A 25,422-nucleotide genomic window follows, 5' to 3' on the forward strand; every position below is an offset into this window, starting at 1 on the left:
TTTTATCATGGAGGGACAAGCCCCTACTATATTTCTAATTTGCATCGGCCTTTTACTGGCCGATTTTTATATTACTAATGGACTGCGCGAAGGTTTTAAAAAGTGGCGTTTTGTACAAGGTAAGCTGTTTTTAATATTATATTGGACGGTGTCTGTTCTGTTAATTGCCGGTTTAATTGCCAGCATTTACATTAAATTTAGCGTTGGTTTTAAGGGCGCGGTGCTCCTGCTTTTCTTTTTGCTGCTGTTTTGTAAAGTGTGTTTTGTACCTTTTATATTGGTTGATGATTTAAGACGTTTAACCTTGCGCATTGCCCGTAAACGTAACAAACCCGAGCCAGAATTTCCGGCAAGCGACCCAAAGCCTCAAGAACCTATATCGCGCTCACAATTCTTGCTTAAAGCCGGGCTTATAGCCGGGGCATTACCTCTGGCCGGATTAAGCTATGGTATAATTAACGGGGTGTACAACTACCGCATCAGGCGACGTACTATTTACTTGTCTAACCTACCCAAAGCTTTCGATGGAATTAAATTAGGGCAGCTCTCCGATATTCATTCCGGCAGCTTTTACAATAAAAAAGCGGTACTGGGTGGCGTAGAAATGCTGATGGCCGAGAAGGCGGATTTCATCTTCTTCACCGGCGATTTGGTAAACACCTTGAGTAACGAGATGATTGGCTATCAGGATATTTTTGCCAAAGTGAAAGCCCCGCTGGGCGTATATTCTGTATTGGGCAACCATGATTATGGCGACTATGCCTGGTGGCCAAACGCTGCTGCTAAGCAAAAAAACCTGAATGATTTAATGACCACCCATAAAAATATGGGCTGGGACCTGTTGATGAATGATAACCGCCGACTTAAAGTAGATGGTGATGAAATAGGCATTTTAGGAATTGAAAACTGGGGCGCACTAAGCCGTTTCCCTAAATATGGCAAAATGGATCTGGCCGTAAAAAACACCGACGATCTGCCGGTTAAATTGCTACTCTCACATGATCCATCGCATTGGCGGGCACAGGTATTACCACAGTATCCGCAAATAGATGCCATGTTTTCGGGCCATACCCACGGCATGCAGTTTGGTGTACAAACCGAGCATTTTCAGTGGAGCCCAATACAATTTGTTTATAAGGAATGGGCTGGCTTGTACCGGCAAGATCAGCAGCAGTTGTACGTTAACGTAGGCTATGGCTTTTTAGGCTATCCGGGACGTGTAGGAATTTTGCCTGAGATTACTGTTATGGAGTTAAAGGCGGGAGTTGACCCAAGATTAGGCTAAACTTAACTTCAAAGTTAACAGCGCAGGTTTAACAACTAACGTAGTTAATTTAAAACGTTACGCAATTAATATTTGTATTTAAAATATTGTGAATGGGTAGTTAATTACAATTATCAACTATTTCAGATCTCTGGCGGTTAAAGCTTTATTAGCCCGTTTTACGGCCAGTTCTTCTTTCCAGTCCATATAGCGTTTTTGGTAAGTTTTTTTCAGAAAATTATCCAATTTACGCTGAATAGTTAGATTGTAAAGGCTTTTCACTTTAATACCTAATGATTTATCCCAGGCACGTAACGATAAGGAGAACGAGCCATCCAGATACTTCATCCAATGCCAGTAGCCGGTGGGCATAAACAGGGTGTCACCATGTTCTAAAATAATTTCCTGGCCTTCTATACCATCAAGCGCCGGATATTTATCAAAATCAGGATTTTCTATATCAAAATCTTCGAGTGCGTAAGTAGCCAGCGGCAGGCAGTACAAGCGCTCACGCCATTTGTTTTCAAACAGGATAACACGTTTGCGGCCATTAAAATGTGTATGGAAAATGTGTGCGAGGTCAATATCGTAATGTAAGAAAGTCACCGATCCGGCTCCGCCAAAAAACATACCGGGGTATTTATCCAAGAAACCACCCATTAGGTCTTTAAACGAATGATAATCCTTTAACAAACTTGGAACGTTTTTAATTGGATCAAAAAAGAAAATTCGAAGGTCGGTGGGTTCTCTTTGTATCAAGTCTATATAATCACTAAACCTCATTTCTGTAGTAGCGGCGTTAATAGGCTTGCTTGGGTCGGCCTTTGAACTGTTGTACAATGGTACAATTTGGTTACCTACCTGCTCTTTAAGGTACTCAAATGTCCATTTTTGCAGGGCTGGCCAGCCTTCGGTAGCCTTGCGTATTACCAGGGGCTTACGCGGTTTAAGATAATTATTAATAAAATCTTCTTTAGAAATATGATCAACCCGATCAACGACAGAAAGAATAAGACCCATTATATTTAACAGTTTTTAATAGGCAAAGCTACTTAAATAAATTTTCAACTTCATTTTTTACTTAATTGGCGGTAATTTATAAATAAGAAAGCCCGGCGCTCAAGGCAGCCGGGCTTATACAAACACTACAATCGTATTTGTGAAATAAATTAGTTAGGCATTAAAACCGTATCTACTACGTGTATTACACCATTTTTTTGAAAAACATCGGCAATGGTCACCATTGATTTTCCGCCTTTTTCGTCAACCAGGTAAACTTTTTTACCTTGAACCATGGCAGTTAATGTGCCACCGCTAACGGTTTTTAATTCAGCTTTACCACCACCTGCTTTAATTTTAGCTACCAATTCGGCAGCGCTTACACGACCTGCCACAACGTGGTAAGTTAAAACTTTGGTTAAAGTGGCTTTGTTTTCAGCTTTCAGCAAAGTTGGAACGGTACCTTCGGGCAGCTTATTAAAAGCCTCGTTAGTTGGCGCAAATACAGTAAACGGGCCGTCAGTTTTTAAAGTTTCTACCAAACCGGCAGCTTTAACAGCAGCTACCAATGTGGTATGATCTTTTGAATTTACGGCGTTGTCAATAATATCTTTAGTTGGGTACATTGCGGCACCACCCACCATTACAGTTTGTGCGTTGGTTGCGGTTGCCATAGCTACTAAAGCAAAAGCCGCGATAAATAATTTTTTCATGTTAGTTTATGTGATTTAGTACAACTACGTATTAAATGCATGTTTGGTTTTATTTTATTTAAAAAAATTATGAGCTTCAACGCTAATTTAAATACTCGTACTATATATGGTATTTGCTATGGCTAACTCAATTGTATGAAGTTTTTACCATATAAAAATTTGGCAATTAGTATATAAATTTTAAACAGCATCAAAGAAAAGCTGTGCTGCAACATAGTCGGCGTAGAGTTTGCCGGCTGGGGTAAGGGTTAGTATTCGCTCGTTAAAAATAAGCCATTTATTATTGAAAAATTGCTGGGCTTGTTTTAATAATATAGCCGAAGCGCCAGGCTGTATGCTGTCCAGTTTATTCAGGTTCAGTCCCCACATAGTACGTACCGAAGTCATAATATATTCGTTGAGCCGGTTTTCGGGCGTAAGCTTTTCCAGCTCAGCCGGGATGATATTTTGGGCAATACTGCTGAGGTATAAGGCATTATTAGCCACATTCCATTGCCGGGTATGGCCGTTAAAAGCATGTGCTGAGGGGCCAATACCCAGGTAAGGCACACCATTCCAATAATTGGAGTTATGACGCGAGTAGCGGCCCGTTTTGCAAAAGTTAGAGATCTCGTAATGCTCAAAATGCTGTGTTTGCATCCGTTGCATCAAGCGCTCAAACTGTACCGCGCTTTGCTGGTCGCTAACTGGTGGGGTTTGCTTGTTTTTAATGAATGCAGCCAAGGCAGTGCGTGGCTCAACCGTTATGGAATAGGCTGATACATGAGGCACATCTAAGTTAAATAACGTGTTTATATTATGTTCCCACTTAGCGGTGCTCAGCAGTGGGTAACCGTAAATCAGGTCGGCTGTAATGTTTTCAAAACCGGCATCCTGTACGCGTTTTACCGATGTTTCGGCCTCGCCCGAGCGGTGTGCCCGGTTCATCCAAATCAGGTCTTCATCATAAAAAGATTGTATGCCAATGCTAAAGCGGTTTATGGCAGTTTGGCGCAGGGCTTGAACTTTTTTTTGGTCCAAGTCATCGGGGTTGGCTTCAAGAGTTATTTCAACATTTTCACTTAAAGTATGATGATGCCCTATGGTATCGAGTAAAAAGTTAATTTCCCCGGCTTCCAATAACGATGGTGTACCTCCTCCCAAATAAATGGTTTCAATTGGCGCAGTGCCCAGGTAATTTTTTTGCAGCATGATTTCTTTGGCCAGCGCTTGTACCACATCGGGCCGGTACTTTTGAGATGTGCTGAAGTGGAAATCGCAGTAATGGCAGGCTTGCTTACAAAAAGGAATATGAATATAGATACCGGCCATTTGGGATGATAAGAGACAAAGGTAAGTTTTCGTTTTTCTTTATGAATTGTTTAATCGAAAGTATTATTTTTGGTAAGCCTAATCCATTGGTCAATTGAGAAAAATAAAAAGTTTTATATCGTCGACTATCCTCATTTTCTTTGGGCAGATACTGTTTGCACAAAACAAACTGGTAACGTATAGTAACCTGCAAAACGCTTATTATAATAAAGACACTTCAAATGCCGTAAAAGACGGCCCCTTGAAAGGCCTTGCCTTTTTGGAACCCAAAGTGAATGAAATTACATTAAATACCGACTCTACTTTTGATTTTTGGAGCAGGCCCAATGTTAGTTGTTTTACTTGGCGGAAATATAAAGGAACCTGGAAAAAATCAAGGGATACGGTTCTGTTTTACGACAACTTTGAAGTTGTTGAGAATGATGTAAGAGTAATTTATAAAAAAAACAATGAGCCGATATATCATATTAGATTTTTTACAGACAAAAATTCTGAATTGAATAATAGGGTAATAAAAGTCCAATATATTTATGACTTTAATTTTCATTTAGAAGATATTGAAAAGCTATTTTATTTAAATGTCAATAACGAAATTGAAATCCCATTTCAAGATATTTTAAACCGTGATAAACTTGCTGCTGTTAGAATAGAATATTTGTTAGATAATAAACAGAAGAGGTTTAGCTATTTAACACAGAATGGCACAGTCAATATCAAAGAAAGCGATTTACCTAACGTTATTGGAGTGGAGTTCGTTGAAAATCCGAAGAAAGAAATTGTCTACAGAACGATCAAAGGTTTAGTAAAAAATGGTGCCATGGTAATTGTATCTACAATAAAAAGTAAAATATCGTTGCCTGATTACCATTCAGAAATAATGTTTGAAAAGAGTTATACGTTGGACAAATAAAGTAAAGAATTGAGAATTAGTTCCGATGTTACTTATGTGATACTTTTAAGAGATAGCATATTACTAATAATCAATATATAGTTAAATACCAGCCATAGAAAAGCAAATATAAGCGGTAATTATAGCAACAACCAAGTTTCTGCAGGCATTGGTATATAAATGCTGAAGAAACGAAGAAGCCAAGCTGTTTTATAATGCTGCAAATCTTGTTGTGGAATACAGCAATTGTATAGCTAAGGTTAGGCCAATAACAGTGATTGAGCATAGGCAAACCACCAATTCGGCAGCTGGAACGAGATAAACAGGTGTAGTAAAATACAAAATGACATTAGGCAGAAGTAAACCGAACAGTGGGAACGATGCAAATATTTGTACTAACAGGATCTGTTCTCTCAGGCATGCTCCAACAATTTTAATACCCAGCATTTTTTTAGAAAATGCTGGAGGTGCAATACAGTTGATACCTGTAGGATTGCAGTACTTGCAAACTTGTTCTGTAGTAAATTCATTACCGGTTTTTTGCCCTGGACTTACCATAAGAATCATTTTGGTGGTTGATGGATTTAGGTTGAAAGTAAAGGTTACTGTTTTGAGAACGGATATTATTAATATTAATGCATCGAAAGTAATCCCCGATACTACCGGCCACCCACCTGGTGAGCGGACCGGCTTGTAGCGGTTCTTGGTGGGATTTTGCAGTTTGTAATTTGCTTGGTTAAACAATGAACAATGCATACCCTATTGGTCTGTGGCTGGCAAGCCGAGACAATTTCTTGAATAATGATCAATATTTTGACCGGCTTATTAAGCACTAAGCGTTTGCAAATGTTGTACCTGGCGTATTCCAAATACTTCGGCTAAAGGCGCCATTGCGAAACTGCGGATCACATCGTTGTAACGCGATAACTCTATAGCCTTGCGCCTATCTTTCATCAGGCCCGAATCAAGAAGCATACAGATCCTGAAAATGTCTTTAAAATCTAAGGTGTCGAGCTTGGTGCTATTACGCATCATATCCGCATAAACGAGGTTTGATCTTTTTAATGCCCACAATTCCCCGGCGGTATAAAGCGATTGCTCGCCCATGCCAAAGCCCACATAGATCATGTCATTTTTAAGATCATCGGCAATGATCATACCAATAAGACCTTGGTTTGAAACCTGATAATCTTTAGTATCCGAATGTACTAATACAAGTGTGCCTGTTAATTCATCGTGTGTGGTGTAGATCATGTTGCTTTGAGTTAATTGCATGGCAGGGTTTAATTATTGCCATTTGGTATGAAGCAAAACTCAATTATTCAGCATGAAAAAAACTGCCATTTTACTCCAAAAACCGGCCATTTAAGTTAACAAAACCGCCATTAGGGTTAAACAAACCGCCAGGTGGGTGTTCGGTAGTTTGTTTCAAGCAATTGATAGGATTATTTTATATCATTTACAAGAGGTCATTCACCTCAATACCATAGTGCTCTTTAAAGAGTTTACTGAAGTAGGCCGGTGTATCAAATCCTGCAGCGTATGATATTTCGGAGATAGTACGGTAACGACCGCTTTCAATAGCTTCGCGCGCTATTTGCAACCTGATGGCGCGTATATATTTATTAGGGGTAAGGCCGGTAATTTGTTTTACCCGGCGAAATAATTGACGTTCGCTGATAGCAACTGCCGAACTTAGCATAACCAGGTTAAAATCTACTTTACCAGTATGTTTTCTTACTTCTGCTTCCAACTCGGCAAGCCAGGCCATATCTGCCGGCGATGGCGGCAGCAACCCGGCTTCGTTTTGGGCAATTATATCTTCGGTATTATTGAGCGGAGTATGGTCATCCGGTAGTTCTTCTGTGTCATGTTTTGATAATTTGAGCCGGGCTGCCGCATTATTAATAAGGTTGGTTACCCTGGCAATTAGTTCGTTATTTAAAAAAGGCTTGGTCACATAATCATCAACCCCAATATGAAGTGCTTTTAATTTGTGACGGCTATCGGCCAGGGCGGTGAGCATAATAACAGGTATGGTGCAGTACACTGCGTCTTCTTTAAGCTTAGTTAATAAAGTGAAGCCATCCATTTCGGGCATCATGGCATCAGATATGATTAAGCTGGGCAGGTTGGCCATTTGTTGTAACATGTTTAGAGCCTCGAACCCGTTATAGGCGTTGATAAGGGTATGTGTAGGTTTTAGTATGCTGGTAATGTACCCTGCCATTTCGGGGTTGTCTTCTACAATGAGTACCAATGGCTTGTTCATGTTTTTATTGTTATAAGCAGGTGGTGTATAATCGCCGTCTGCTTCAACAGGGTAATTTGATGCTGTAACCATCGGTATACTGACCTTAAAGGTAGAACCTGCGCCCCAGGTATTGCTAATAGTTAAACTGCCTCCCATCAGTTCGGCAAACTCGCGGGCAATGGCCAGCCCTATTCCGGTACCACCTTCCAAAGGCTGGTTAGCATGGTGGCCCTGGTAATAACGGTCAAATATATACGGCAGATCATTGGGGTGAATGCCCGGACCGGTATTAGCTACATCAAACTCAATGTTACTGGTATTTATGGATGCTGTTACGGTAACGGTACCATCGCTTGGTGTAAATTTAATGGCGTTACTAATTAAGTTGTTGCTTATCTTTTCAAACTTATCCTGATCGAGCTGTACAAATATGCTTTTATCTATTTTGCTGTTTAAATGATAATTGATCCTTTTATAATCTGCCGCCGAAGAAAATGCCTGGTATATAACATTAATGAACGGCGCTAACGATATAGGCTTTAGCTTTAGTACCAATTTGCCCGATTCCATTTTACCCAGATCCAGCAACTCGTTAACAATGTTGAGCAACTTGCGGCTATTACGCACAATGGCCTGTAATGCATGTTGTTGCTGCTCCTCGTTGCCGGCCTGCTTATTTAGCAATTGATCGGCAGGGCCCATAATCAAGGTAAGCGGTGTTCGTAATTCGTGGCTTATGTTGGCAAAAAACCGTGTTTTTAAAGCGTCTAATTTTTCCAGCTGCTCTTTTTCCTGCACCAGCAAAAACGCTTGTTTTTTACGTTTGTAATTCACCCAGCGGTAAAGGGCTATTAACCCGGCAAGCACCAATATGGCCAAAACAACAATAAAATTACGTTGCTGCTGTACCAGTTTGGTTTTGGCCGCTGCAAAAATCAACTGTTTGTCTTTCTTGTATTTTTTATCAAGTTCGGCGGCATCGTGGGCTTTATCTATATTGAGTGTACTGTCTTGTAGTTGGGTGGTTTTATTATAATAGAATAGTGCTTTCTGGTAATTGTGTACACCCTCATGTGCCCAGCTCAGTTTTTGTAACAAATCTTTACGTGACGATACGGTGTTTTCAACCCCGGTATTTATAGTTTGGGCAAGTTCGCCGGATGTAATAGCCTTTTGATATTTTTTTTGCTTTATGTAAAATGTGGTAAGTTCTATAAGCGCAACTCTTTCCAACTTGGCAAATTTTTCGGCGCGCGATATAGCAAGTGATTTTTCTAATACGGCCTCAGCCCTTGTATCGAACTGTATTACGTACAAGCGGCCCAAATTACTCAAGTAACGTGCTTTGTCAAATGGCATTAGCAAATCAACATAAGGCGGTGACAGGATGATATTCATCAATGAAACCGCCTTGGCTACTGAAGTGGGTGTACGTACATTTTGATCGGAGTATAAGTTAGATAAGGTGCTCAACGTAAAAATATATTGTGCCGTATCTTTTAGTGCTTTTGCACCTTCTGCAGCTTGCCTGGCATAAGTAAGTGCCTTGGGTATGTTCTTAATACCGCGGTACAAATCGGCTATGCAGGCCAAACTGTAAACATTTAGTTTTCTCCAGCCGTACGTATCGGTTTCGCGTAAAATTTTAAAGGCTACGTTCAGGGCTTCAACATCTTTACCTTGCTGGCTCAGCATGTAGGCAATCATGGTTGATGAGTTAGCATAGGTATTGGAATCGGCAGGGGTGGTTAGTTTTAATGCCTGCCGGGCGTAACTGAGTGCCTTAACATTATCTCCCGTGCGGTAAACTATTTTCGATTGTTGGTATAAAATCCTGGCTTCCTGCGGCTGGTCGTGTTTTTGCTTTGCCGCAACAATCAGTTCGTTAGCATACAACATGGCCGAATCGGCATTTTTGATCTTTTTAAGTCGGGATAGTTCGGGTGTTTGTGCCCATATTAAGCAGGTGCAAAATAAAAGTAACAGGGAGGTAGTGGCGGCTTTGGGATTAAACGAGTGATAATTAAGGATCATGAAGTAACAGGAAAATGCGGTTGAAAGGGCAAAGTAGTAAAAAACCAGCGTCTTTAATTTATATTATCATAACGATAAATTTTATTTATCGCTTCAGCCGTCAACAGTGTATTCGTATCTTTGCAGCAGGTGCTGCGTAATATAAAATTATATTTCCTGTTTTTACTTTGTTTGGGATGCTTAACAGCCTTTGCTCAAACAGATACTGCAAAATTTGCCCGGCCCGATACTGTAATAAAAAAGCGTTACTACCAGCCCCCCTCCGCTGCCGGTAACCTGCTCGATTCGGTAGCCCATGCGCTAAAGTACCGGCAGCAATATGTGCAGGATTCTCTTGCCCATGTTTTCATCAAACTCCCCGATCCTGGACGACGGAATTTGTTCTTAGATAGCATGTTTAAAGTTAAAGTGTACCGGGGCTACGATTTTTTAGAACCGCAGGGTAATCATAAAAGTATGATGCGCGAGGGAAGGGCCCGCCGCACACGCGACCAATGGGTTATAGCAATTATAATATCGCTGCTGGTTTATATGGCCTTGTTAAACAGGGCTATGAGCAAAGACGTTAAAAATGTGCTGCAATCTTTTTACAACAACCACATCCTATCGCAGGTGAGCAAGGAAGAAAACCTGCTGAATTCGTGGGCGTTTTTAGGATTGTTTATACTGTTCGGCTTTACCTTCGGCTTGTTTTTATACCAGTTAACTGCCTATTATGAGGTTTATTACAGCATTAGCGGTGTGCAGCTTTTTGGCTCTTTTGCCCTGCTAATTATTATATTATTTGCGGTAAAGCTATTAATATTACGCTTTTTAGGTTTTGTTTTTAATGTAAACCGGCTGGTAGGCGAATATATTTCCATACTATACCTTACTTATTTTAATATCACATTTGTTTTTTTACCACTATCGTTATGCTTTAGCTTACTGGCTACACAATATATACCTTATGTTTTGTCTGTAGCTTTATTGTTAGTGGTGGTTATATTTATTTGGCAATACCTGCGTAGCAGCGTAAATATAATTTCCAATTTTAGATTTCATAAATTTTATTTATTTACGTATCTTTGTGCCCTTGAAATTTGCCCCGTTTTGATACTGATTAAGGCACTGAACAATTAGAAACTTAGGTAGTTAGATAGATATAAATTGGAAGACAGAAAGAAAAAGGTTAAGAGTATATTGGTTACCTTACCCAAACCTGAGAACGATAAGAATCCGTATGCTGAACTATCTAAGAAGTTAAATTTAAAGATAGATTTCAGGTCATTTATCCATGTGGAGGGTGTGCCGGCTAAAGAGTTTCGTAAAGAACGCATTAACCTGGCCGATTTTACAGGGGTTATTTTTACAAGCCGCAATTCGGCCGATCATTTTTTCCGCATTTGCGAAGAAATGCGCTTTGAGGTGCCGGTTGATATGAAATATTTTTGCTTGTCGGAAACTATTGCGCTATATCTTCAGAAATATATACAGTACCGTAAGCGTAAAATATTTTTCGGTAAACAAACCGCAGCCGACCTTGCAGAGGTACTGAAAAAGCATTCGAATGAGAAATTTTTATACCCTTGCTCAGATGTAGCCGCCGAAGAAACCCAGAAGTTTTTGATAGCTAATGGTTATAATTTTACCCCCGCCGTGCTGTTTCGTACCGTATGTAGCGATCTGAGCGACCTGGCTGAGGTGTTTTACGATGTCATCGCTTTTTTTAGCCCATCGAGCATATTATCGCTTTACCAAAATTTCCCCGATTTTCAGCAGAACAACACCCGTATTGCCGCTTTTGGAGCTACTACCCATAAGGCAGTATTAGAAGCGGGCTTAATTCTGGATATTCCTGCACCCACCCCCGGGGCACCCTCTATGACCATGGCAATAGAGCAATACGTTAAGCAAGTTAACAAGTAGATTTTTTTAAAACTGCTGTTTACACTGCAACTTAGCGGGTGTTTTTCACGTATAAGCCAAACAAGCTTTGATAATATACTGTAATTTAGTATTTTAGACCAATCATATCAGGCAGCGCCTGAATATTGATTAAGATAAATTACAAATGAGTATTTTTAGGTATTTAACACTAAAAAAATTACACTTGCATACAGTATATTCGGAGCTTATAAAACAAACAATTAGGATAGATATTGTAAGCATGAAAACGAGGCATTTTCTTTTGTTAGTGTTGTTAGTGGGTGTGGTTTTGAGCAGTTGTAATACCAGCGACAGAGGAGAGGTGCTGGGTGTGCGTAACCGCCCCTTCAGGGCCGAATTGCCTGCCGGTATGGTGTATATTCCGGGTGGTTCATTTTTAATGGGGCAAACCGACCAGGACGTAACCTTTGCTCAAATTTCGCAAACCAAACAGGTAACCGTTTCTCCGTTTTTCATGGATCAAACCGAAACCACCAACAGCCATTACAAGCAATTTATAAACTGGGTGCGCGATTCCATAGCCATAACCACTTACCTCAACGATGATAAATATTACGTTAAGCCTAAAGACCCTGCTGCAGCCAGTAAAAAGTATATTAACTGGGAATATGTGAAAAAGAACCCTGTTTTTCGTGGAGGTAACCGTAAAGGCCAAACCACCAACGCCGGTAAACTGGATGGTATGTATTACCAGGGCGATGACCGGGTGTTTGACCGCAACGAAATTGATGCCCGTTTATTGAAATATAATTATGCGATGATGGTTTTGCGTAGTGCTTCGGAGCAACGCTTTGATAAAAACAAAAAACGCTCTGATTTTATTTTCAGAGACACGGTTGGGGTTTACCCCGATACGCTGGTTTGGTTAAATGATTTTTCGTACGCGGCCAACGAGCCTATGGTTGAAGGATATTTTTCACATCCATCTTACCAAAATTATCCGGTGGTAGGTGTAAACTGGCGTCAGGCAAGAGCTTTCAGCATTTGGAGATCACGCTATAATGATGCTTATAAGGATTCACGTAACCTGCCTCACCGCATGCCATATAGCTTACCAACCGATGCTGAATTTGAATATGCGGCACGCGGTGGTCGTATGGGTACCAATTATCCTTGGGGCGGCCCTTATGTAAAAAATGCAAAAGGCTGTTTACTGGCAAACTTTAAGCCGGGCCGTGGTAATTATACCGACGATGGTGGCGCGTACACGGTAAACGTACGTTCTTATTTCCCTAACGATTACGGTTTATACAATATGGCTGGCAACGTATCGGAGTGGACGCAATCTGCCTTTGACGAAGCCGCCTCTACCTTTGTACACGACATGTCGCCTACGTTTAACTATGAGGCTAAAGCAACCGATCCTGAAGTGCTTAAACGCAAAGTGGTACGTGGCGGATCATGGAAAGATATAGGTTACTTTTTACAGAACTCCACCCGCAGCTACGAGTTTCAGGATACCGCAAAGTCATACATCGGTTTTCGTTGTGTATCGCACTTCGTAGGCCGCGATTTCAGGGACAAACGTTAATATTACAGCAAGCAATCAATCAAACACTCAAATAAAACAATCTACACACTACAAATTAATTAATTATGGCTGGCAAGAAAAAATCAAAGTACGGTATCGGTAACATTATTTCCATCGGTGCAAGTGTCGTTATCGTTGGTTTATTATTTAAGATTCAACATTTTCCTTATGCATCATTACTTATAACCGTAGGGTTATTAACAGAAGCTGCATTGTTCTTACTGTTAGGCTTACAACCAGAAGTTGCAGAGGTTGACTGGACCAAGGCTTACCCTGAATTAGCTGACGATTATGCGGGCGAACCAGTTAAAAGGGTTACTCCGCAGGTTAACACCGGACATACCGCCGCATTAGATAAAATGTTGGCAGATGCCAAAATAAGCCCCGAACTGATCGGTAACCTGGGCGATGGTTTAAGAACTTTCAGCGATAAAGTTTCTACCATATCTAAAGTTGCTGATGCCGGTGCCGCAACTACCGAGTTTGCCAGTAAAGTTAAAGCTGCCGGTGCAAGCTACGATAACCTGAGTATCTCATTCAATAAAGCCTCAGCTAATTTATCTGAAATGGCTAATTCTAATATCGATTCTAAAGCTTACCATGATCAGGTAAACAGCCTGGCTAAAAATTTATCGGCCCTTAATGCGGTTTACGAACTGGAATTACAAGACTCGAGCGCTCACTTAAAATCAATGAACAAGTTTTACCAAAACCTGTCATTAACTATGAACAACTTTAACGAATCGTTAGAAGATTCAAAAGCGTTTAAAGAAGAAGTTGGCCGTTTAGCTAAAAACTTAGGTTCATTAAATAACATATACGGTAACATGTTAACGGCCATGAACCAACCACGTGCTAATTAATTTAACTAATTAACCTATTACAATTATTTTAAATTAAAAACACATGGCTGGAGGTAAGGAAACCCCAAGGCAGCGGATGATTGGCATCCTGTACTTGGTATTATTAGGCTTAGTGGCACTAAACGTGCCCGATAGCTTGTTAGACGCATTTAAAAACATAAGTGATAACATATCGGTATCAAAATCAAACGTACAATCTGGTATAGATAATACATTTGACGCATTCGAAAAAACCAAACTAAAAGAACAGCCCGAAAGAGCCAAACCTATTTACGATAAGGCTAAAACTGCCAGTTCAGTAGCAAATGAACTTAACAATTACGTTGAAGAGCTCAAAAAAGTACTGGCCGAAAAAGCCGAAGGTATAGAAGAATCTACTGGTGACTACAAAAAACGTGATGATTTGGATATCTCATCGCAAGTAATGATCAACGGTAAGAAAGCGGAGGAATTGCATAAAAAAATTGATGAAACCCGCGAAAAATTAATGGCATTGCTTACCGAAAAAGAACGCGTGGGTGTTAAGCTGTCTTTATCGGCTGAGGCCCCTAAAGCCAAAAGTGGTAACACCGCAAAAACCTGGGAGCAGGCAAATTTTGGTGATGGTATTCCTATGGGTGCTGCCATGACCATTTTAACCAAAATTCAGGGTGATGCTAAAAATGCGGAGTCGGAAGTGGTAAAAAAGATTTTAGGCGAAGTTGATCAGGCTGTGGTTAACCTGGATAAATTTCAGGCCGTAGCCGTAGCTCCAAGCAGCTATATTATTGCAGGTCAGCCTTACAAAGCCGATGTTTTCTTAACCGCATACGATTCAAAGTCAAATCCTGAAATTGCTGTTAACGGTTCTCGTTTACAAGTAACAGAAGGCAGGGGTACTTACACTACCGGTACAAGCGGCGAAGGTATGCGTACCTGGATAGGTACTGTTAAGGTAAGGCAAAACGACGGTACTATTAAAGAATACAAAACTGCTCCGCAGCAGTACCAGGTAGCCAAGCCATCGGCTACGGTAGCTGCCGAAAAAATGAACGTGTTGTACATTGGCGTACCTAACCCATTATCGGTATCTGCTCCGGGTATTCCTAAAGATAAATTGCGTGTAAGCATGTCTGGCGGTTCGGTTAGCGGTTCGGGCGGTTCGTTCACGGCAAGGGTATCATCACCGGGCACGGTTAACGTAACCGTATCAGGTGAAGCATCTCCTGGAAAAACCCAGGTTTTAGGGTCAACTTTATTTCGTGTAAAACGTATACCTGATCCGAAGACCGTGTTTGGTGGCAAAAGTGGTGGTAGCACCTCTGCTGCTAACTTAAAAGGACAAGACAGGGTGTTTGCCAAGTTAGAAAACTTTGAGTTTGACGCTAACTTCAGCATTCAGCGCTTTAACCTGGTAATTATTAAACCAAGGCAAGATCCTATTTTGTTGTCAACAAGTGGTAATGAACTGTCTGGCCAAATGCGTTCGGCTATGGCAACCATTACACCGGGTACAAGGGTTATATTCACCAACGTAATTGCTGTAGGCCCCGATGGTGCCCAGCGAGGTTTGGATGATGTGATTATAGCAGCAAATTAATAACAAAAAACTACATATGAGACGGAAGATTTTGGTAGTGGGGCTATTGAGTTTATTTTGTTTGGGTACATACGCTCAAAAGAAAGGCACTACACGTAAACGTACAACAGCGGCGAGCCGTAAAGCGGCCAACCGTGCGCAAAACAACACGGCTAATACCACGTTTAATGCGCAACAAACTGTTGATACCAGTAAAAAAGCCAAAACTTTTGAACGCCCTATTGATGGCTATTACAAAAAAGCCAACATTTTAAGTGCCCGTGTAACTCCTTATGCCAACCTGCGCGAAGCTGACGTTGTATATGCCAAAAGGATATGGCGCGAAATTGACCTGCGCGAAAAAATGAACCAGTATATGGCTTCACCAAAATCGAGGTTAATTGATGTGCTGATGATAGCTGTGGCGGCCGGTGAACTTACCGCTTACGATGCCAATCCCAGCAAGGATGATCCAAACGGTGATAGTTTTGCTATACCACTCACACCCGGTAAGGCACAATCAAAAATGGCTGATAGTACCATAGTTGATAAGTTTGATAAAAATGGTGATAAAATAGGATCGAGTATGCAGGCCGGTGAATTTAACGCCGATAGTGTAATACGCTTTCGTATTAAAGAAGACTGGGTATTTGACAAACAGCGCTCTATTTTTGAACCGCGTATTATTGGCATTGCGCCCTTGATCAAGATCAAAGCAGGTGGTGTAGATACCGACTTTCAACCGGCGTTTTGGGTTTATTTTCCTGAAGCACGCCAGGTACTGGCCACTAAAGAAGCCGTAAGCCGTAATAATGATGCAACCGGTTTAAGCTTCGACGATGTGTTTATGAAACGCTTGTTTGCCAGTGTAATAGTCAAGGTATCCAACCAGAAAGATGAGCGCATTAAAGACTACGCCCAAGGAATTGATAAACTTTACGAATCAGAAAAGGTAAAGAAAACCTTGTTGGACTGGGAATTGGGTTTGTGGCAATATTAAGCGAAGCCCTCAGCCCCTAAGGGGAGCAAAAGATTGTTCAATATTATAATCATAAAGGCCGATGTTTAATAATCATCGGCCTTTGTTATTTGTATGACTTCCGCTCCCCCTTCAGGGGGCTGGGGGGCAAAATAACTCAACACCGCCTGCGCCTGTTTCAGGTTCACCACCTCCTGCAATTCCACCACCGTAGCTTCTTTTATTTTTTTCACTGATTTAAAATATTTCAACAGCTTTTCGGCAGATAGACGGCCTACGCCCGGGACTAATTCCAGTTCGGTAGCAAGAGTGCCTTTATCGCGTTTTTTACGGTGAGCCGTTATGCCAAAGCGGTGGGCCTCATCACGCAATTGCTGAATGATCTTTAATGTTTCCGACCGTTTATCGAGGTACATGGGGTATTGATCGCCCGGATAAAATAGCTCTTCTAAACGTTTGGCAATACCTATAATGGTCAATTGCTTATCAATGCCTAAGGCCTTTAAACTGTTCACGGCCGATGATAATTGTCCTTTACCCCCGTCAATAATAATTAGTTGGGGTAATACGCCGCCTTCATCCAGCATGCGGCGGTAGCGCCTAAAAACGGCTTCTTCCATGGTAGCGAAATCATTAGGTCCTTCTACCGTTTTTACATTGAAAAAGCGGTAATCCCGTTTAGATGGCTTACCATCCCTGAACACCACAATGGCCGATACGGGGTACTTGCCTTGGAAGTTGGAGTTATCGAAACACTCAATATGTCGGGGCAGCTGGTTCATGCGCAGATCTTTCATCATTTGCGTAAGCAGGCGATCGGTACGTACATCGGGGTTCAGTTTTTCGTACTGTTCTATTTTATCACGTTTGAAAAAATGGACGTTCTTTTGCGACAGGTCGAGCAATTTTTTCTTTTCACCTAATTTGGGTACGGTAAATTTGATTTTGTCATCATCCAGTTCAATGTCAAACGGTACAATAATTTCGCGCGAGGTACTATTATACCTGATCCTGAACTCCGAAATTGCGAGCGTTAACAGTTCCTCGTCTGTTTCATCCAGGCGTTTTTTCAGTTCCAGTGTTTGCGTTTGAATAATGGTACCGTTCATCACCTTCAGGTAATTCACAAAGGCATATTTTTCTTCGGATGCAATACTAAACACATCAATATCGGTAATGGAAGTATTAACCACGGTAGATTTGCTCTGGTATTTCTCCAGCAAATCGTACTTGCGTTTTAGCCGGTGTGCCTGCTCAAAATCGAGGTTCATGGCGGCGCTTTCTATATCAGTTTTCAGCTCTTTTACTACGTTACTTATCTTGCCGTTCAATATATCCTGAATCTCATTAATGCTGCGGTCGTAGTCTTCCTCGGTTTGGTAGTTTTGGCAGGGACCTTTGCAATTGCCTAACTGGTATTCTAAACAGACCTTAAACTTGCCGGCATCAATATTTTGGCGGGTTAAGGCCAGGTTGCAAGTACGTAGCGGATAGGTTTCGCGAATAACACCTATAATGGTATGCATCATACTTACAGATGGGTAGGGGCCAAGGTATTTTGAGCCATCCTTAACCACATTCCGTGTCCAGTATATGCGAGGGTAATTCTCTTTTTTGATTACTATCCAGGGGTAGGTTTTGTCGTCTTTTAAATCAATGTTATACTTGGGTTTGTGCTTCTTGATCAGGCTGTTTTCGAGTAGCCAGGCATCTACTTCGGTATCAACAATGGTAAAAGTAATATTGCGTATTTTAGAAATTAGAACACGCGTTTTGGCATTAATTTGCTGGTCTTTTACAAAGTAAGACGACACACGGTTGCGCAGGTCTTTAGCCTTACCTATATATATAAGTGTATTATGCTCGTCCCAATATTGGTAAACGCCGGGTTTATGCGGTATATTTTTTAATGCTTCTTTGTAATCAAACATAAACTCAAATTCCCTCAAACTTGGCCACATCGGCAAAGGAGTATTAATGTTTCTTAATGTAATAACGGTTAATAGGTTTTGTTTGTATTAATCTGCGCTCAATTATACGTGAGCATGAACGCTCTTACCATCGTTTCGATTAGGCGTGGACGCCTGGATCGGGCAGAGTATATAGTCATGCTGAACTTGTTTCAGCAACTCACCACGCCAAACCGGATGCTAAGTGTTTACCAGCAATAGGCTCAGCACGTGGGATGCTTATATTCATTGGCATGACGGATAGGGTAATAGCAAGCAAAATCGTCTTGTCTCTTGATTCTTGTCTCTTGAGCTTAAAATCCCAACTTATTTTCCACCTCGGTTGTACCCTGCTGCTGCTGGCTGTAGGCATTACAATCGAGCGTAATATTAATGCCCGTTTTAGGCATGGCAAAGTCTACATTTTGTTTAATACCCAGGGTTTTATCGGCATATACACGTTTCATATACAGGGCAAAAACAGGCAGCGCACTGTTGGCCCCTTCTCCTAAGTTAGTAGAGCGAAAGTGGATGGCGCGATCTTCGCAACCCGTCCAAACGCCGGTTACCAATTGCGGGGTAACACCAATAAACCAACCGTCGGAGTTGTTTTGCGTGGTGCCCGTTTTGCCGCCTATAGGGTTGCGCAGGCCATATTTGCTCCGTAAGCGCCATCCTGTGCCCTCGTCAACTACACCTTTGAGCATATAGGTCATTACATAGGCGGTTTGCGGGTTCATGGCTTGTACCACACGAGCTTTACGGTCGTACAGCAAGTTGCCGTTCTTATCCTCAATGCGGAGCAAGTAGGTAGGTTCGGTCCACAAACCCTCATTGGCAAAGGCACTGTAGGCGCCGGTCATATCCAGCACCGAAGCGTTAAACGTACCCAGGCAAATGGTAGGGTACGCCGGAACATCGCTGGTAATGCCCATTTTTTTAATCAGCTGCATAACCGGCTCGGGGGTTACTTCTTTCATTACGTGTGCCGTAACCCAGTTTTGCGAACGTGCCATTGCTTTGCGAAGCGTGATCATACCCGGCACGGTTTCGGATGGGGCCGAACCCGGACACCAGGGCTTGCCGTAACCGTAAATGGTATCGGGTACGTTATTAATTTGCATACAGGGCGAAAAGCCGTTATCAATAGCCACCGCATAAGTGAACGGTTTAGCGGTAGAACCCACCTGGCGCGTACCCATTTTTACCTGGTCGTATTTAAAGTGTTCATAATCTATACCGCCTACCCATGCTTTCACAAAACCTGTTGTAGGGTCCATACTCATCATAGCATTGCGTAGTAGCATTTTACAATACACAATAGAGTCTACCGGTTTCATGGTGGTATCTATATTACCATGCCAGGTAAATAGGTTCATGCTTACCGGTGTATTAAAGTCGGTGCGGATCTCTTCGTCTGATTTTCCCTGAATTTTAAGCGAACGGTAACGGTCGGAGCGTTTCATGCCCTGATCTAACAGCATTTTAAAATCGGGAATAGCTTTCCATAAACTACGGCCGCGCCAGTGCTGGTTAAACTGGATCTGTAAGGCTTTCATGTATTCTTTTTGAGCAGCTTCAGCGTATTGCTGCATGGTGTAATTAATGGTAGTATAAATTTTTAAACCATCACGGTCGAGGTCGTAAGGCGTATTATCCGATTTACGCATCCCCTCTTCGTTCAGTATCCGCTGTACATCTTTACGCAGTACCGAACGGAAATAAGTAGCCAGTCCCTCGTTATGATCGGTTGGGTGAAAATCCAAACCCAGCGGACGGGCTTTGAATTCTTCCAGTTGGCCTTCGCTCAGGTAATCTTCTTCGGCCATACGGCGTAAAACAAAGTTACGGCGGCTCAACGCGTTTTCGGGGTGACGGATAGGCGAATACACACCCGGACCGTTGACCATACCTATTAAGAGGGCAGCCTGATCGGGCGTTAACTTATCGGGTGTTACATTAAAGTAGGTAGCCGATGCCGAACTAATACCGAATGTATTGTAAGCACCGAAATCCACCGTGTTCAGGTACATAGTTAATATCTCTTCCTTGGTGTAACGTTGTTCAAGGTTAACCGAGATCACCCATTCCTGTAATTTTTGAATGATGCGTTTGAACGGATCGTGCGATCTTTCGGAAAATAGGTTAAGCGCTAACTGCTGGGTAATAGTACTGCCACCTTGCTTTTTACCTATTAAGTTATAGAAAATAATAGTGAAAGTACGGCCAAAATCGATACCCGAGTGGTTGTAAAAGCGATTATCTTCGGTGGCCACGAGGGCGTGAATTACATTGGGCGATATTTGGTTATAGCGTACGTTAGAACGGTTTTGAACAAAGTATTTACCCAATACCTGTTTATCAGACGACATAATTTGTGAAGCCTGGTTGCTTTTAGGGTTTTCCAGGTCGCGGAAAGAGGGCAGGGGTCCAAATACGCCTATTGCCGTAAGGGCTATAATAAGCACGAACAGCGCAAAACAGCTAATGGCTATTTTCCAGATAACCCAGTTGTAGCTGCGTATTTCGTGTTGGGTAAGTTTAACTTGCATGCTTTAAAAGTTTTTTTGATAGTATTCTATATAGCTATCCAGTAATTTTCGGTCGGCTAATTTATCCAGATTTTCCTGAGTGATGATAAAAAAGCTGTATTTATCAGTCGGCACTTTCATGATCTGCGGCATGAGCGGCACAATTTTACGCGCGTATTCTTTAGCATCATTCATACTGGTAAACCGGCCTACAAATATAAGCTGATTATCGGCACCAACTGGTTTCAACTGATGTTTTATAGTGGTACCCTGGTAACTGGTACGGTTAAACTGCCCTACACCAAACCTCGACGAAGCCAAATTGGTAGTGCCGCTGCTTACATTAATGGCGAAATAGTAGTTGGTACTATCGCGATTATTGAAGATAGATGCGGGTTGCGGGATAGGGGTTGCGGGGGTTTTAGTTGCGGGGATCGGGGTAGGAGGAGCGGAAGTTGGCTTTTTAACTACCGACTTCGGACTAACAACTGTTAACTGAGAACCGGTAACTGTTGACTGAGAACTGGTAACTGCAAACTCCGCATTAGGGTGGCTATCTATAATGGCAAACCTGCGCAGGGCTATTTCGGCCTGGTTGGCATCTATGTAGGCGAGATGTTGCCTTACTAATGGCGTTATTAATTCATCGTTAGGGTAGGTTACCGTTATTTGCAGCAGTTCGGCCCGTAAAGGCGTAACTTTTTCCTGGTGACCTGCTGCTATGGCACGCAGGTAAGCCAATTGAGGGGCTACCCGGCTATCGGGGTATTGCTGTAGCAGTTCATCGGCACGGGTTATTACCTGTGGATACTGGCGTTGGGTGTACAAGTCATAGATCTGGTTGTAAAAGGCATTCAGTTCGGCATCCTTATCATCTAAACGGCGGGCATAGTCGGGGTCGTTAATTACTTTGGCAAAAGTACTGTTGGGGAATTGGGTGAGGATGCTATTCTTGTACTCCTCGGATTTGCTTTGGTTTACCTCGGCATATAAGCGGTACAGGTTATAATAATTAGCTGCCAGGCTTTCATCTTTAGGGAAACGCTTAATCAACTGTTCATAAATGGTAATGGCTTCAGGCTTATCAATCAACACATCACGATAAAAAGTGGCCAGGTCAAGGTACGCGTTATAAATACGCAGGTTCGATTGCGCCATCAACTCCGGCGTAAGCGGGATGCTTTGCACCAGTTGCTGTTGGTAACCGGTAGATGCTACATCGGCCGTGCTTTTTTGAGTAAGGCCCGGCAACACGGTAGGATCAACATTTTGCGTAGTGTTTAACGTATTAATGGTAATATCGGCGGTGTTGCGTACACTGCGGCGCCAGTTATCTTCCAGCCGTCGGTTGCCCCACTTGCGCTTGAAATCAGAAAACCCCTGGCTTATGGCACCTATGTTATCAAAGTAAAAGCCACTGGCCGTAGTAGCCGTGTTAATGTCCTGGGTAAAAAAATTATCCACCGTAGCGGTGTTATTGGCCAATTGGTTATTATTAGCAGTAGTATAAGGAGTAATGGCGGTGGCTTCACTACTGGCTTGCTGTTGTGCCTGCAGGTTGGTCATTTCCTGTACCCGCTGGTTACGTTGGGCTTCGGGAAGTTTGGCTAAAGCTTGCAGGGTGTCTTCGCGGGCAATAGACTGCAACCGGTTTGACAGTAACTGCAGGTTATCAGCCTTTTTTTGGATAGTGTTGTAACCCGGGTAATTAGGCGAGAGGTTAAGCAGCGTACTATCGTAATACTGCTTGGCCATAGTATAATCGCCTTTGGTTTTAAAGCTAATATCGGCCAGGCGCAGGTAGCTCAGGCCTTTTTGGTTTTGATTTTTGAGGCTGTTCTTGATGGAAAGCTTATAATTTTTAATAGCCTCCTCCGTTTGATTATCGCTAACAGCCAACTCCCCTAACTGGTAGTAGATCTGGTCGGTAAATTCTTCGTTGTTCTCGTTTCGTAATAGGTTCTTTAACCTATCGGCCCGGCTGAGGTGGCGGCCATTGGCGGTATCTTCAATACGGATGCGGTTTAGTTCGGCATTAAAGGCCATTACAAAGGGGGCGTTGCTTTTTACCACGCGGGTATAGTTGGCGTAGGCATCACTGGGCTGGCGGTTAAGTTCCTGTAGCTGCGCTAATATAAACGTCCACCGTAAACGTTGCTGACTTTGCTTAGCTAAAGGAATAGCTTTCTCCGTCATGGCAATAGCTTCGGGGTATTTGCCCGCCTCTATATAATACTGTATAGCGGCACCATATATATAGCCTGTTTCGGTCTTATCTTTCGGTACGATGTTTTGCAGGGAAGTATCCAGTACCGCTTTGGCCTGGCGCAACTGGTTTAAATAAACCAGTGACCTTATTTGCCAGGCACGTGCCTGTTGTACCAAATGTGGTTTATTGGCATAAGAGCGGATCACATAGCTACTGTATTCTATAGCATTATAATAGTTGGCGTTTAAATGGGCGGCTTCAGCCAGCAGGAGGTAGGCGTCGCCTGTGTAATTGCTTTGTTCCTTAATGCTGATAATGGTATTGGCTTTTTGTACTACGGCGTCCAGGTCCTTATCGCCCGTGGCCAGGTGCGATGCCGTGTCCTGGTAAACGTTCAGCAGTTGGTCGTAATCATCTATAAAGGAAGAGGCGTAGTTAGCCTGCTTTTCGCGCAGGATCTCATTGGCATTAAACAGGATATTATAACGAGCTGTCAGATTTTGCAACCCACGGTTAACGGCGCTCTCTTTTTCGAGCGAACAGCCGGCCAGCCATAACAGGATGAAAGGTAAAAGATGAAAAATTTTAAAGTTGTACTTCAAGACCAAAATTCAGTTGTAAAAAAGCCAGGCTAATTTACTAAATACTATGCAACCCGTTTCATAAATTTGCACAACCCTATATAACGAATGCATGGGTGAATAGCTAAATGAATAAGCCGGTAAACAATTATATAAAATATACAGGAATCGCTTTCCAGATGATAGCCATTATAGGCGTGTTTAGTTTTGCCGGTTACGAAATTGATAAACGTGCAGCGCATGCCACGCCCTGGGTTACAGCCCTGCTATCTTTAACAGGTGTGTTGATCTCCCTTTACATTGTTATAAAATCTCTTAAAGATTGAAAAGTTTTTTTATCGCGTTCGGTATAGCCACTGTTGTTATCGCTTTGCCTCCGGCATTGCTGGGCTATGCAAGTAAAGCTGAGTCGCTCATTCCTGGTTTCTGGCTTATTTTTCAGTTTTTTTCGTCATTAACTTTTTTAATATGCCTGGGTGTAATATGGGGACAAAAGCAAAACGGCACCCTCGGCGGACAAATATTTTTAGGCGCTACCACTTTAAAGCTGGTTTTGTGTATGTCGTTAGCGCTCATATATCTGCATAAATACACCGTAAACGACGTTGTTTTTGTGCTCAACTACTTTTATCTATATTTCTCATATACGGCCTTTGAAATTTATAGTTTGTTGAGTAACTTGCGCGTCCAAAATAAAAAGTAAAAATCTCGCAATAAATGGATTTTAGGCACATTTTAGACTCAAGAAAATTATTCCTTCGCGTAATTTTAGGTGTTATTTTTACACTAACCACGTGTAAAACTTTCGCTATACAAGGAGAAAATAGCTCATTAGAGGCTAAAAATGCAGAACATGGGCAAGTAGAGCATGCAGCTGGCGAGCATGAAGCTTTTAATCCAACCACTGCTATTTTAGAACACATCGCCGATTCGCATTACTGGCATATAATAGGTGAAACATCAGTACCGTTGCCTGTCATCATTTTTACCGATAAAGGAACAGAATTTTTTTCAGCAGCAAAGTTTCATCATGCAACGGAAGCTTATCAAGCCAAATATTACACTTATAAACTTATTGAAGACAAGATCCGTGTTGTAAACGCAGCAGGTGAGGTTGATAAAGAAGCATCCAGTCATATCTACGATTTTTCGATAACCAAAAACGTTTTAGCTATGTGGATAGCGGGTACGTTGTTGTTCATTATCTTCTTTTCGGTAGCTGCTGCTTACAAAAAAACAGTTGGTAAAGCGCCTAAAGGGTTGCAATCGCTTATTGAGCCGGTAATATTGTTTGTTCGTGATGAAATTGCCCGCCCTAACATTGGTTACCGCTACCAGCGCTACATGCCTATTTTGTTAACCATATTCTTTTTTATATGGATCAACAACTTAATGGGTTTAATCCCTATCTTTCCGGGTGGTGCTAACGTAACCGGTAATATCCTGCTTACTTTTGTAATGGCGTTTATAGTGCTGATTGTGGTAAACTTCAGCGCTAACAAGTACTACTGGAAACACATTTTTATGCCGCCTGTACCGGTTTGGTTGTACCTCATCATGATCCCGGTGGAGCTAATCGGTGTTATATCGAGGCCATTCGCGTTAATGATCCGTTTGTATGCTAACATATCGGCAGGTCACATTATCGTGCTAAGCTTAATATCATTGATATTTATTTTCAAGACCTTATGGATAGCCCCGGTGTCTATCATCTTTGTATTGTTCATGGATGTATTAGAGTTGCTGGTTGCTTTTTTACAGGCTTTTATTTTCACCATGCTTACCGCTCTGTTCATTGGTACTGCGGTTGAAGAGCATCATCATTAAT

At 42.0% G+C, this 25,422-nt stretch carries 20 protein-coding genes; 11 read left to right on the forward strand and 9 right to left on the reverse strand.

Features of this window, described 5'->3' with window-relative positions; genetic code table 11:
* The first annotated feature begins 7 nt into the window (after nt 1-7).
* Nucleotides 8-1,285 (forward strand): metallophosphoesterase, encoded by a 1,278-nt coding sequence (locus ACFQ3S_RS18000; RefSeq protein ID WP_377167060.1) that lies wholly within the window; start codon nt 8-10, stop codon nt 1,283-1,285.
* A gap of 117 nt (nt 1,286-1,402) precedes the next feature.
* On the opposite strand, the gene ACFQ3S_RS18005 is transcribed toward ACFQ3S_RS18000, so the two are convergent.
* The 3 genes from ACFQ3S_RS18005 to hemW form a co-directional block, all read right to left on the reverse strand.
* Nucleotides 1,403-2,284 (reverse strand): cupin-like domain-containing protein, encoded by an 882-nt coding sequence (locus ACFQ3S_RS18005; RefSeq protein WP_377167062.1) that lies wholly within the window; start codon nt 2,282-2,284, stop codon nt 1,403-1,405.
* 149 nt (nt 2,285-2,433) lie between these two features.
* Nucleotides 2,434-2,976, reverse strand: a complete 543-nt coding sequence (locus ACFQ3S_RS18010; protein ID WP_377167064.1) for a fasciclin domain-containing protein — start codon at nt 2,974-2,976, stop codon at nt 2,434-2,436.
* 180 nt (nt 2,977-3,156) lie between these two features.
* Nucleotides 3,157-4,287: a radical SAM family heme chaperone HemW gene (gene hemW, locus ACFQ3S_RS18015; RefSeq protein ID WP_377167066.1), complete on the reverse strand. Its 1,131-nt coding sequence runs from the start codon at nt 4,285-4,287 to the stop codon at nt 3,157-3,159.
* A 94-nt stretch (nt 4,288-4,381) separates the two neighbouring features.
* On the opposite strand from hemW, the gene ACFQ3S_RS18020 reads away from it, so the two are divergent.
* The gene (locus tag ACFQ3S_RS18020) at nt 4,382-5,197 is read left to right on the forward strand and encodes a hypothetical protein (RefSeq protein ID WP_377167068.1); all 816 of its coding nucleotides are present in this window, start codon (nt 4,382-4,384) and stop codon (nt 5,195-5,197) included.
* Nucleotides 5,198-5,386: 189 nt separating this feature from the next.
* Here the strand turns inward: ACFQ3S_RS18020 and ACFQ3S_RS18025 are convergent, their stop codons facing one another.
* From ACFQ3S_RS18025 to ACFQ3S_RS18035, 3 genes are all read right to left on the reverse strand, one after another.
* Nucleotides 5,387-5,932, reverse strand: coding sequence for a hypothetical protein (locus ACFQ3S_RS18025; RefSeq protein WP_377167070.1), 546 nt, complete (start codon nt 5,930-5,932; stop codon nt 5,387-5,389).
* 69 nt (nt 5,933-6,001) lie between these two features.
* Nucleotides 6,002-6,451 (reverse strand): hypothetical protein, encoded by a 450-nt coding sequence (locus ACFQ3S_RS18030; RefSeq protein WP_377167072.1) that lies wholly within the window; start codon nt 6,449-6,451, stop codon nt 6,002-6,004.
* Nucleotides 6,452-6,635: 184 nt separating this feature from the next.
* Nucleotides 6,636-9,464 carry an ATP-binding protein gene (locus tag ACFQ3S_RS18035; protein WP_377167074.1) on the reverse strand — a complete coding sequence of 943 codons (2,829 nt, stop codon included), beginning with the start codon at nt 9,462-9,464 and terminating at the stop codon, nt 6,636-6,638.
* A gap of 171 nt (nt 9,465-9,635) precedes the next feature.
* Here ACFQ3S_RS18035 and ACFQ3S_RS18040 point away from each other — a divergent pair, with 171 nt between their 5' ends.
* The 6 genes from ACFQ3S_RS18040 to porN all read left to right on the forward strand — a co-directional run bounded on the left by ACFQ3S_RS18040 (nt 9,636) and on the right by porN (nt 16,345).
* Nucleotides 9,636-10,586 (forward strand): DUF4271 domain-containing protein, encoded by a 951-nt coding sequence (locus ACFQ3S_RS18040; RefSeq protein WP_377167076.1) that lies wholly within the window; start codon nt 9,636-9,638, stop codon nt 10,584-10,586.
* A 27-nt stretch (nt 10,587-10,613) separates the two neighbouring features.
* The gene (locus tag ACFQ3S_RS18045) at nt 10,614-11,372 is read left to right on the forward strand and encodes a uroporphyrinogen-III synthase (protein WP_377167078.1); all 759 of its coding nucleotides are present in this window, start codon (nt 10,614-10,616) and stop codon (nt 11,370-11,372) included.
* 241 nt (nt 11,373-11,613) lie between these two features.
* Nucleotides 11,614-12,924 (forward strand): T9SS ring complex lipoprotein PorK/GldK, encoded by a 1,311-nt coding sequence (gene porK / locus ACFQ3S_RS18050; protein ID WP_377167080.1) that lies wholly within the window; start codon nt 11,614-11,616, stop codon nt 12,922-12,924.
* A 65-nt stretch (nt 12,925-12,989) separates the two neighbouring features.
* Nucleotides 12,990-13,787, forward strand: coding sequence for a type IX secretion system motor protein PorL/GldL (gene porL, locus ACFQ3S_RS18055; RefSeq protein WP_377167082.1), 798 nt, complete (start codon nt 12,990-12,992; stop codon nt 13,785-13,787).
* Between the two features lie 43 nt (nt 13,788-13,830).
* Nucleotides 13,831-15,366 carry a type IX secretion system motor protein PorM/GldM gene (gene porM, locus ACFQ3S_RS18060; RefSeq protein WP_377167084.1) on the forward strand — a complete coding sequence of 512 codons (1,536 nt, stop codon included), beginning with the start codon at nt 13,831-13,833 and terminating at the stop codon, nt 15,364-15,366.
* A gap of 16 nt (nt 15,367-15,382) precedes the next feature.
* Complete coding sequence (gene porN / locus ACFQ3S_RS18065; protein WP_377167086.1) at nt 15,383-16,345, forward strand: type IX secretion system ring subunit PorN/GldN; 963 nt, start codon at nt 15,383-15,385, stop codon at nt 16,343-16,345.
* Between the two features lie 65 nt (nt 16,346-16,410).
* Here the strand turns inward: porN and uvrC are convergent, their stop codons facing one another.
* The 3 genes from uvrC to porW form a co-directional block, all read right to left on the reverse strand.
* Nucleotides 16,411-18,255, reverse strand: a complete 1,845-nt coding sequence (gene uvrC, locus ACFQ3S_RS18070) for an excinuclease ABC subunit UvrC (RefSeq protein ID WP_377167088.1) — start codon at nt 18,253-18,255, stop codon at nt 16,411-16,413.
* A gap of 332 nt (nt 18,256-18,587) precedes the next feature.
* Nucleotides 18,588-20,825: a penicillin-binding protein 1A gene (locus ACFQ3S_RS18075; RefSeq protein WP_377167090.1), complete on the reverse strand. Its 2,238-nt coding sequence runs from the start codon at nt 20,823-20,825 to the stop codon at nt 18,588-18,590.
* Nucleotides 20,826-20,828: 3 nt separating this feature from the next.
* Nucleotides 20,829-23,615, reverse strand: coding sequence for a type IX secretion system periplasmic lipoprotein PorW/SprE (porW, locus tag ACFQ3S_RS18080; protein WP_377167092.1), 2,787 nt, complete (start codon nt 23,613-23,615; stop codon nt 20,829-20,831).
* 107 nt (nt 23,616-23,722) lie between these two features.
* Here porW and ACFQ3S_RS18085 point away from each other — a divergent pair, with 107 nt between their 5' ends.
* The 3 genes from ACFQ3S_RS18085 to atpB are packed head-to-tail and all read left to right on the forward strand — an operon-like array spanning nt 23,723 to nt 25,421.
* Nucleotides 23,723-23,920, forward strand: coding sequence for an AtpZ/AtpI family protein (locus ACFQ3S_RS18085; protein ID WP_377167094.1), 198 nt, complete (start codon nt 23,723-23,725; stop codon nt 23,918-23,920).
* Nucleotides 23,917-24,297: a hypothetical protein gene (locus ACFQ3S_RS18090; protein WP_377167096.1), complete on the forward strand. Its 381-nt coding sequence runs from the start codon at nt 23,917-23,919 to the stop codon at nt 24,295-24,297. Before ACFQ3S_RS18085 ends, ACFQ3S_RS18090 begins: the two co-directional genes overlap by 4 nt.
* 14 nt (nt 24,298-24,311) lie before the next feature.
* On the forward strand, nt 24,312-25,421 hold the full coding sequence (gene atpB / locus ACFQ3S_RS18095; RefSeq protein WP_377167098.1) for a F0F1 ATP synthase subunit A: 1,110 nt from the start codon (nt 24,312-24,314) through the stop codon (nt 25,419-25,421).
* Nucleotide 25,422 lies beyond the last annotated feature (1 nt).

The sequence above is a fragment of the Mucilaginibacter terrae genome, from assembly GCF_042679325.1.
Lineage (GTDB): Bacteria > Bacteroidota > Bacteroidia > Sphingobacteriales > Sphingobacteriaceae > Mucilaginibacter > Mucilaginibacter terrae.

Excerpts from the sequence above, each read along its gene's own strand:
- ACFQ3S_RS18030 (WP_377167072.1), bottom strand. The coding sequence starts at position 6,451 with ATGCAATTAACTCAAAGCAACATGATCTACACCACACACGATGAATTA.
- ACFQ3S_RS18005 (WP_377167062.1), bottom strand. The coding sequence starts at position 2,284 with ATGGGTCTTATTCTTTCTGTCGTTGATCGGGTTGATCATATTTCTAAA.
- porL (WP_377167082.1), top strand. The coding sequence starts at position 12,990 with ATGGCTGGCAAGAAAAAATCAAAGTACGGTATCGGTAACATTATTTCC.
- porK (WP_377167080.1), top strand. The coding sequence starts at position 11,614 with ATGAAAACGAGGCATTTTCTTTTGTTAGTGTTGTTAGTGGGTGTGGTT.
- porM (WP_377167084.1), top strand. The coding sequence starts at position 13,831 with ATGGCTGGAGGTAAGGAAACCCCAAGGCAGCGGATGATTGGCATCCTG.
- porN (WP_377167086.1), top strand. The coding sequence starts at position 15,383 with ATGAGACGGAAGATTTTGGTAGTGGGGCTATTGAGTTTATTTTGTTTG.
- ACFQ3S_RS18000 (WP_377167060.1), top strand. The coding sequence starts at position 8 with ATGGAGGGACAAGCCCCTACTATATTTCTAATTTGCATCGGCCTTTTA.
- hemW (WP_377167066.1), bottom strand. The coding sequence starts at position 4,287 with ATGGCCGGTATCTATATTCATATTCCTTTTTGTAAGCAAGCCTGCCAT.
- atpB (WP_377167098.1), top strand. The coding sequence starts at position 24,312 with ATGGATTTTAGGCACATTTTAGACTCAAGAAAATTATTCCTTCGCGTA.
- ACFQ3S_RS18085 (WP_377167094.1), top strand. The coding sequence starts at position 23,723 with ATGAATAAGCCGGTAAACAATTATATAAAATATACAGGAATCGCTTTC.
- ACFQ3S_RS18025 (WP_377167070.1), bottom strand. The coding sequence starts at position 5,932 with ATGCATTGTTCATTGTTTAACCAAGCAAATTACAAACTGCAAAATCCC.
- ACFQ3S_RS18075 (WP_377167090.1), bottom strand. The coding sequence starts at position 20,825 with ATGCAAGTTAAACTTACCCAACACGAAATACGCAGCTACAACTGGGTT.
- ACFQ3S_RS18035 (WP_377167074.1), bottom strand. The coding sequence starts at position 9,464 with ATGATCCTTAATTATCACTCGTTTAATCCCAAAGCCGCCACTACCTCC.
- ACFQ3S_RS18010 (WP_377167064.1), bottom strand. The coding sequence starts at position 2,976 with ATGAAAAAATTATTTATCGCGGCTTTTGCTTTAGTAGCTATGGCAACC.
- uvrC (WP_377167088.1), bottom strand. The coding sequence starts at position 18,255 with ATGTTTGATTACAAAGAAGCATTAAAAAATATACCGCATAAACCCGGC.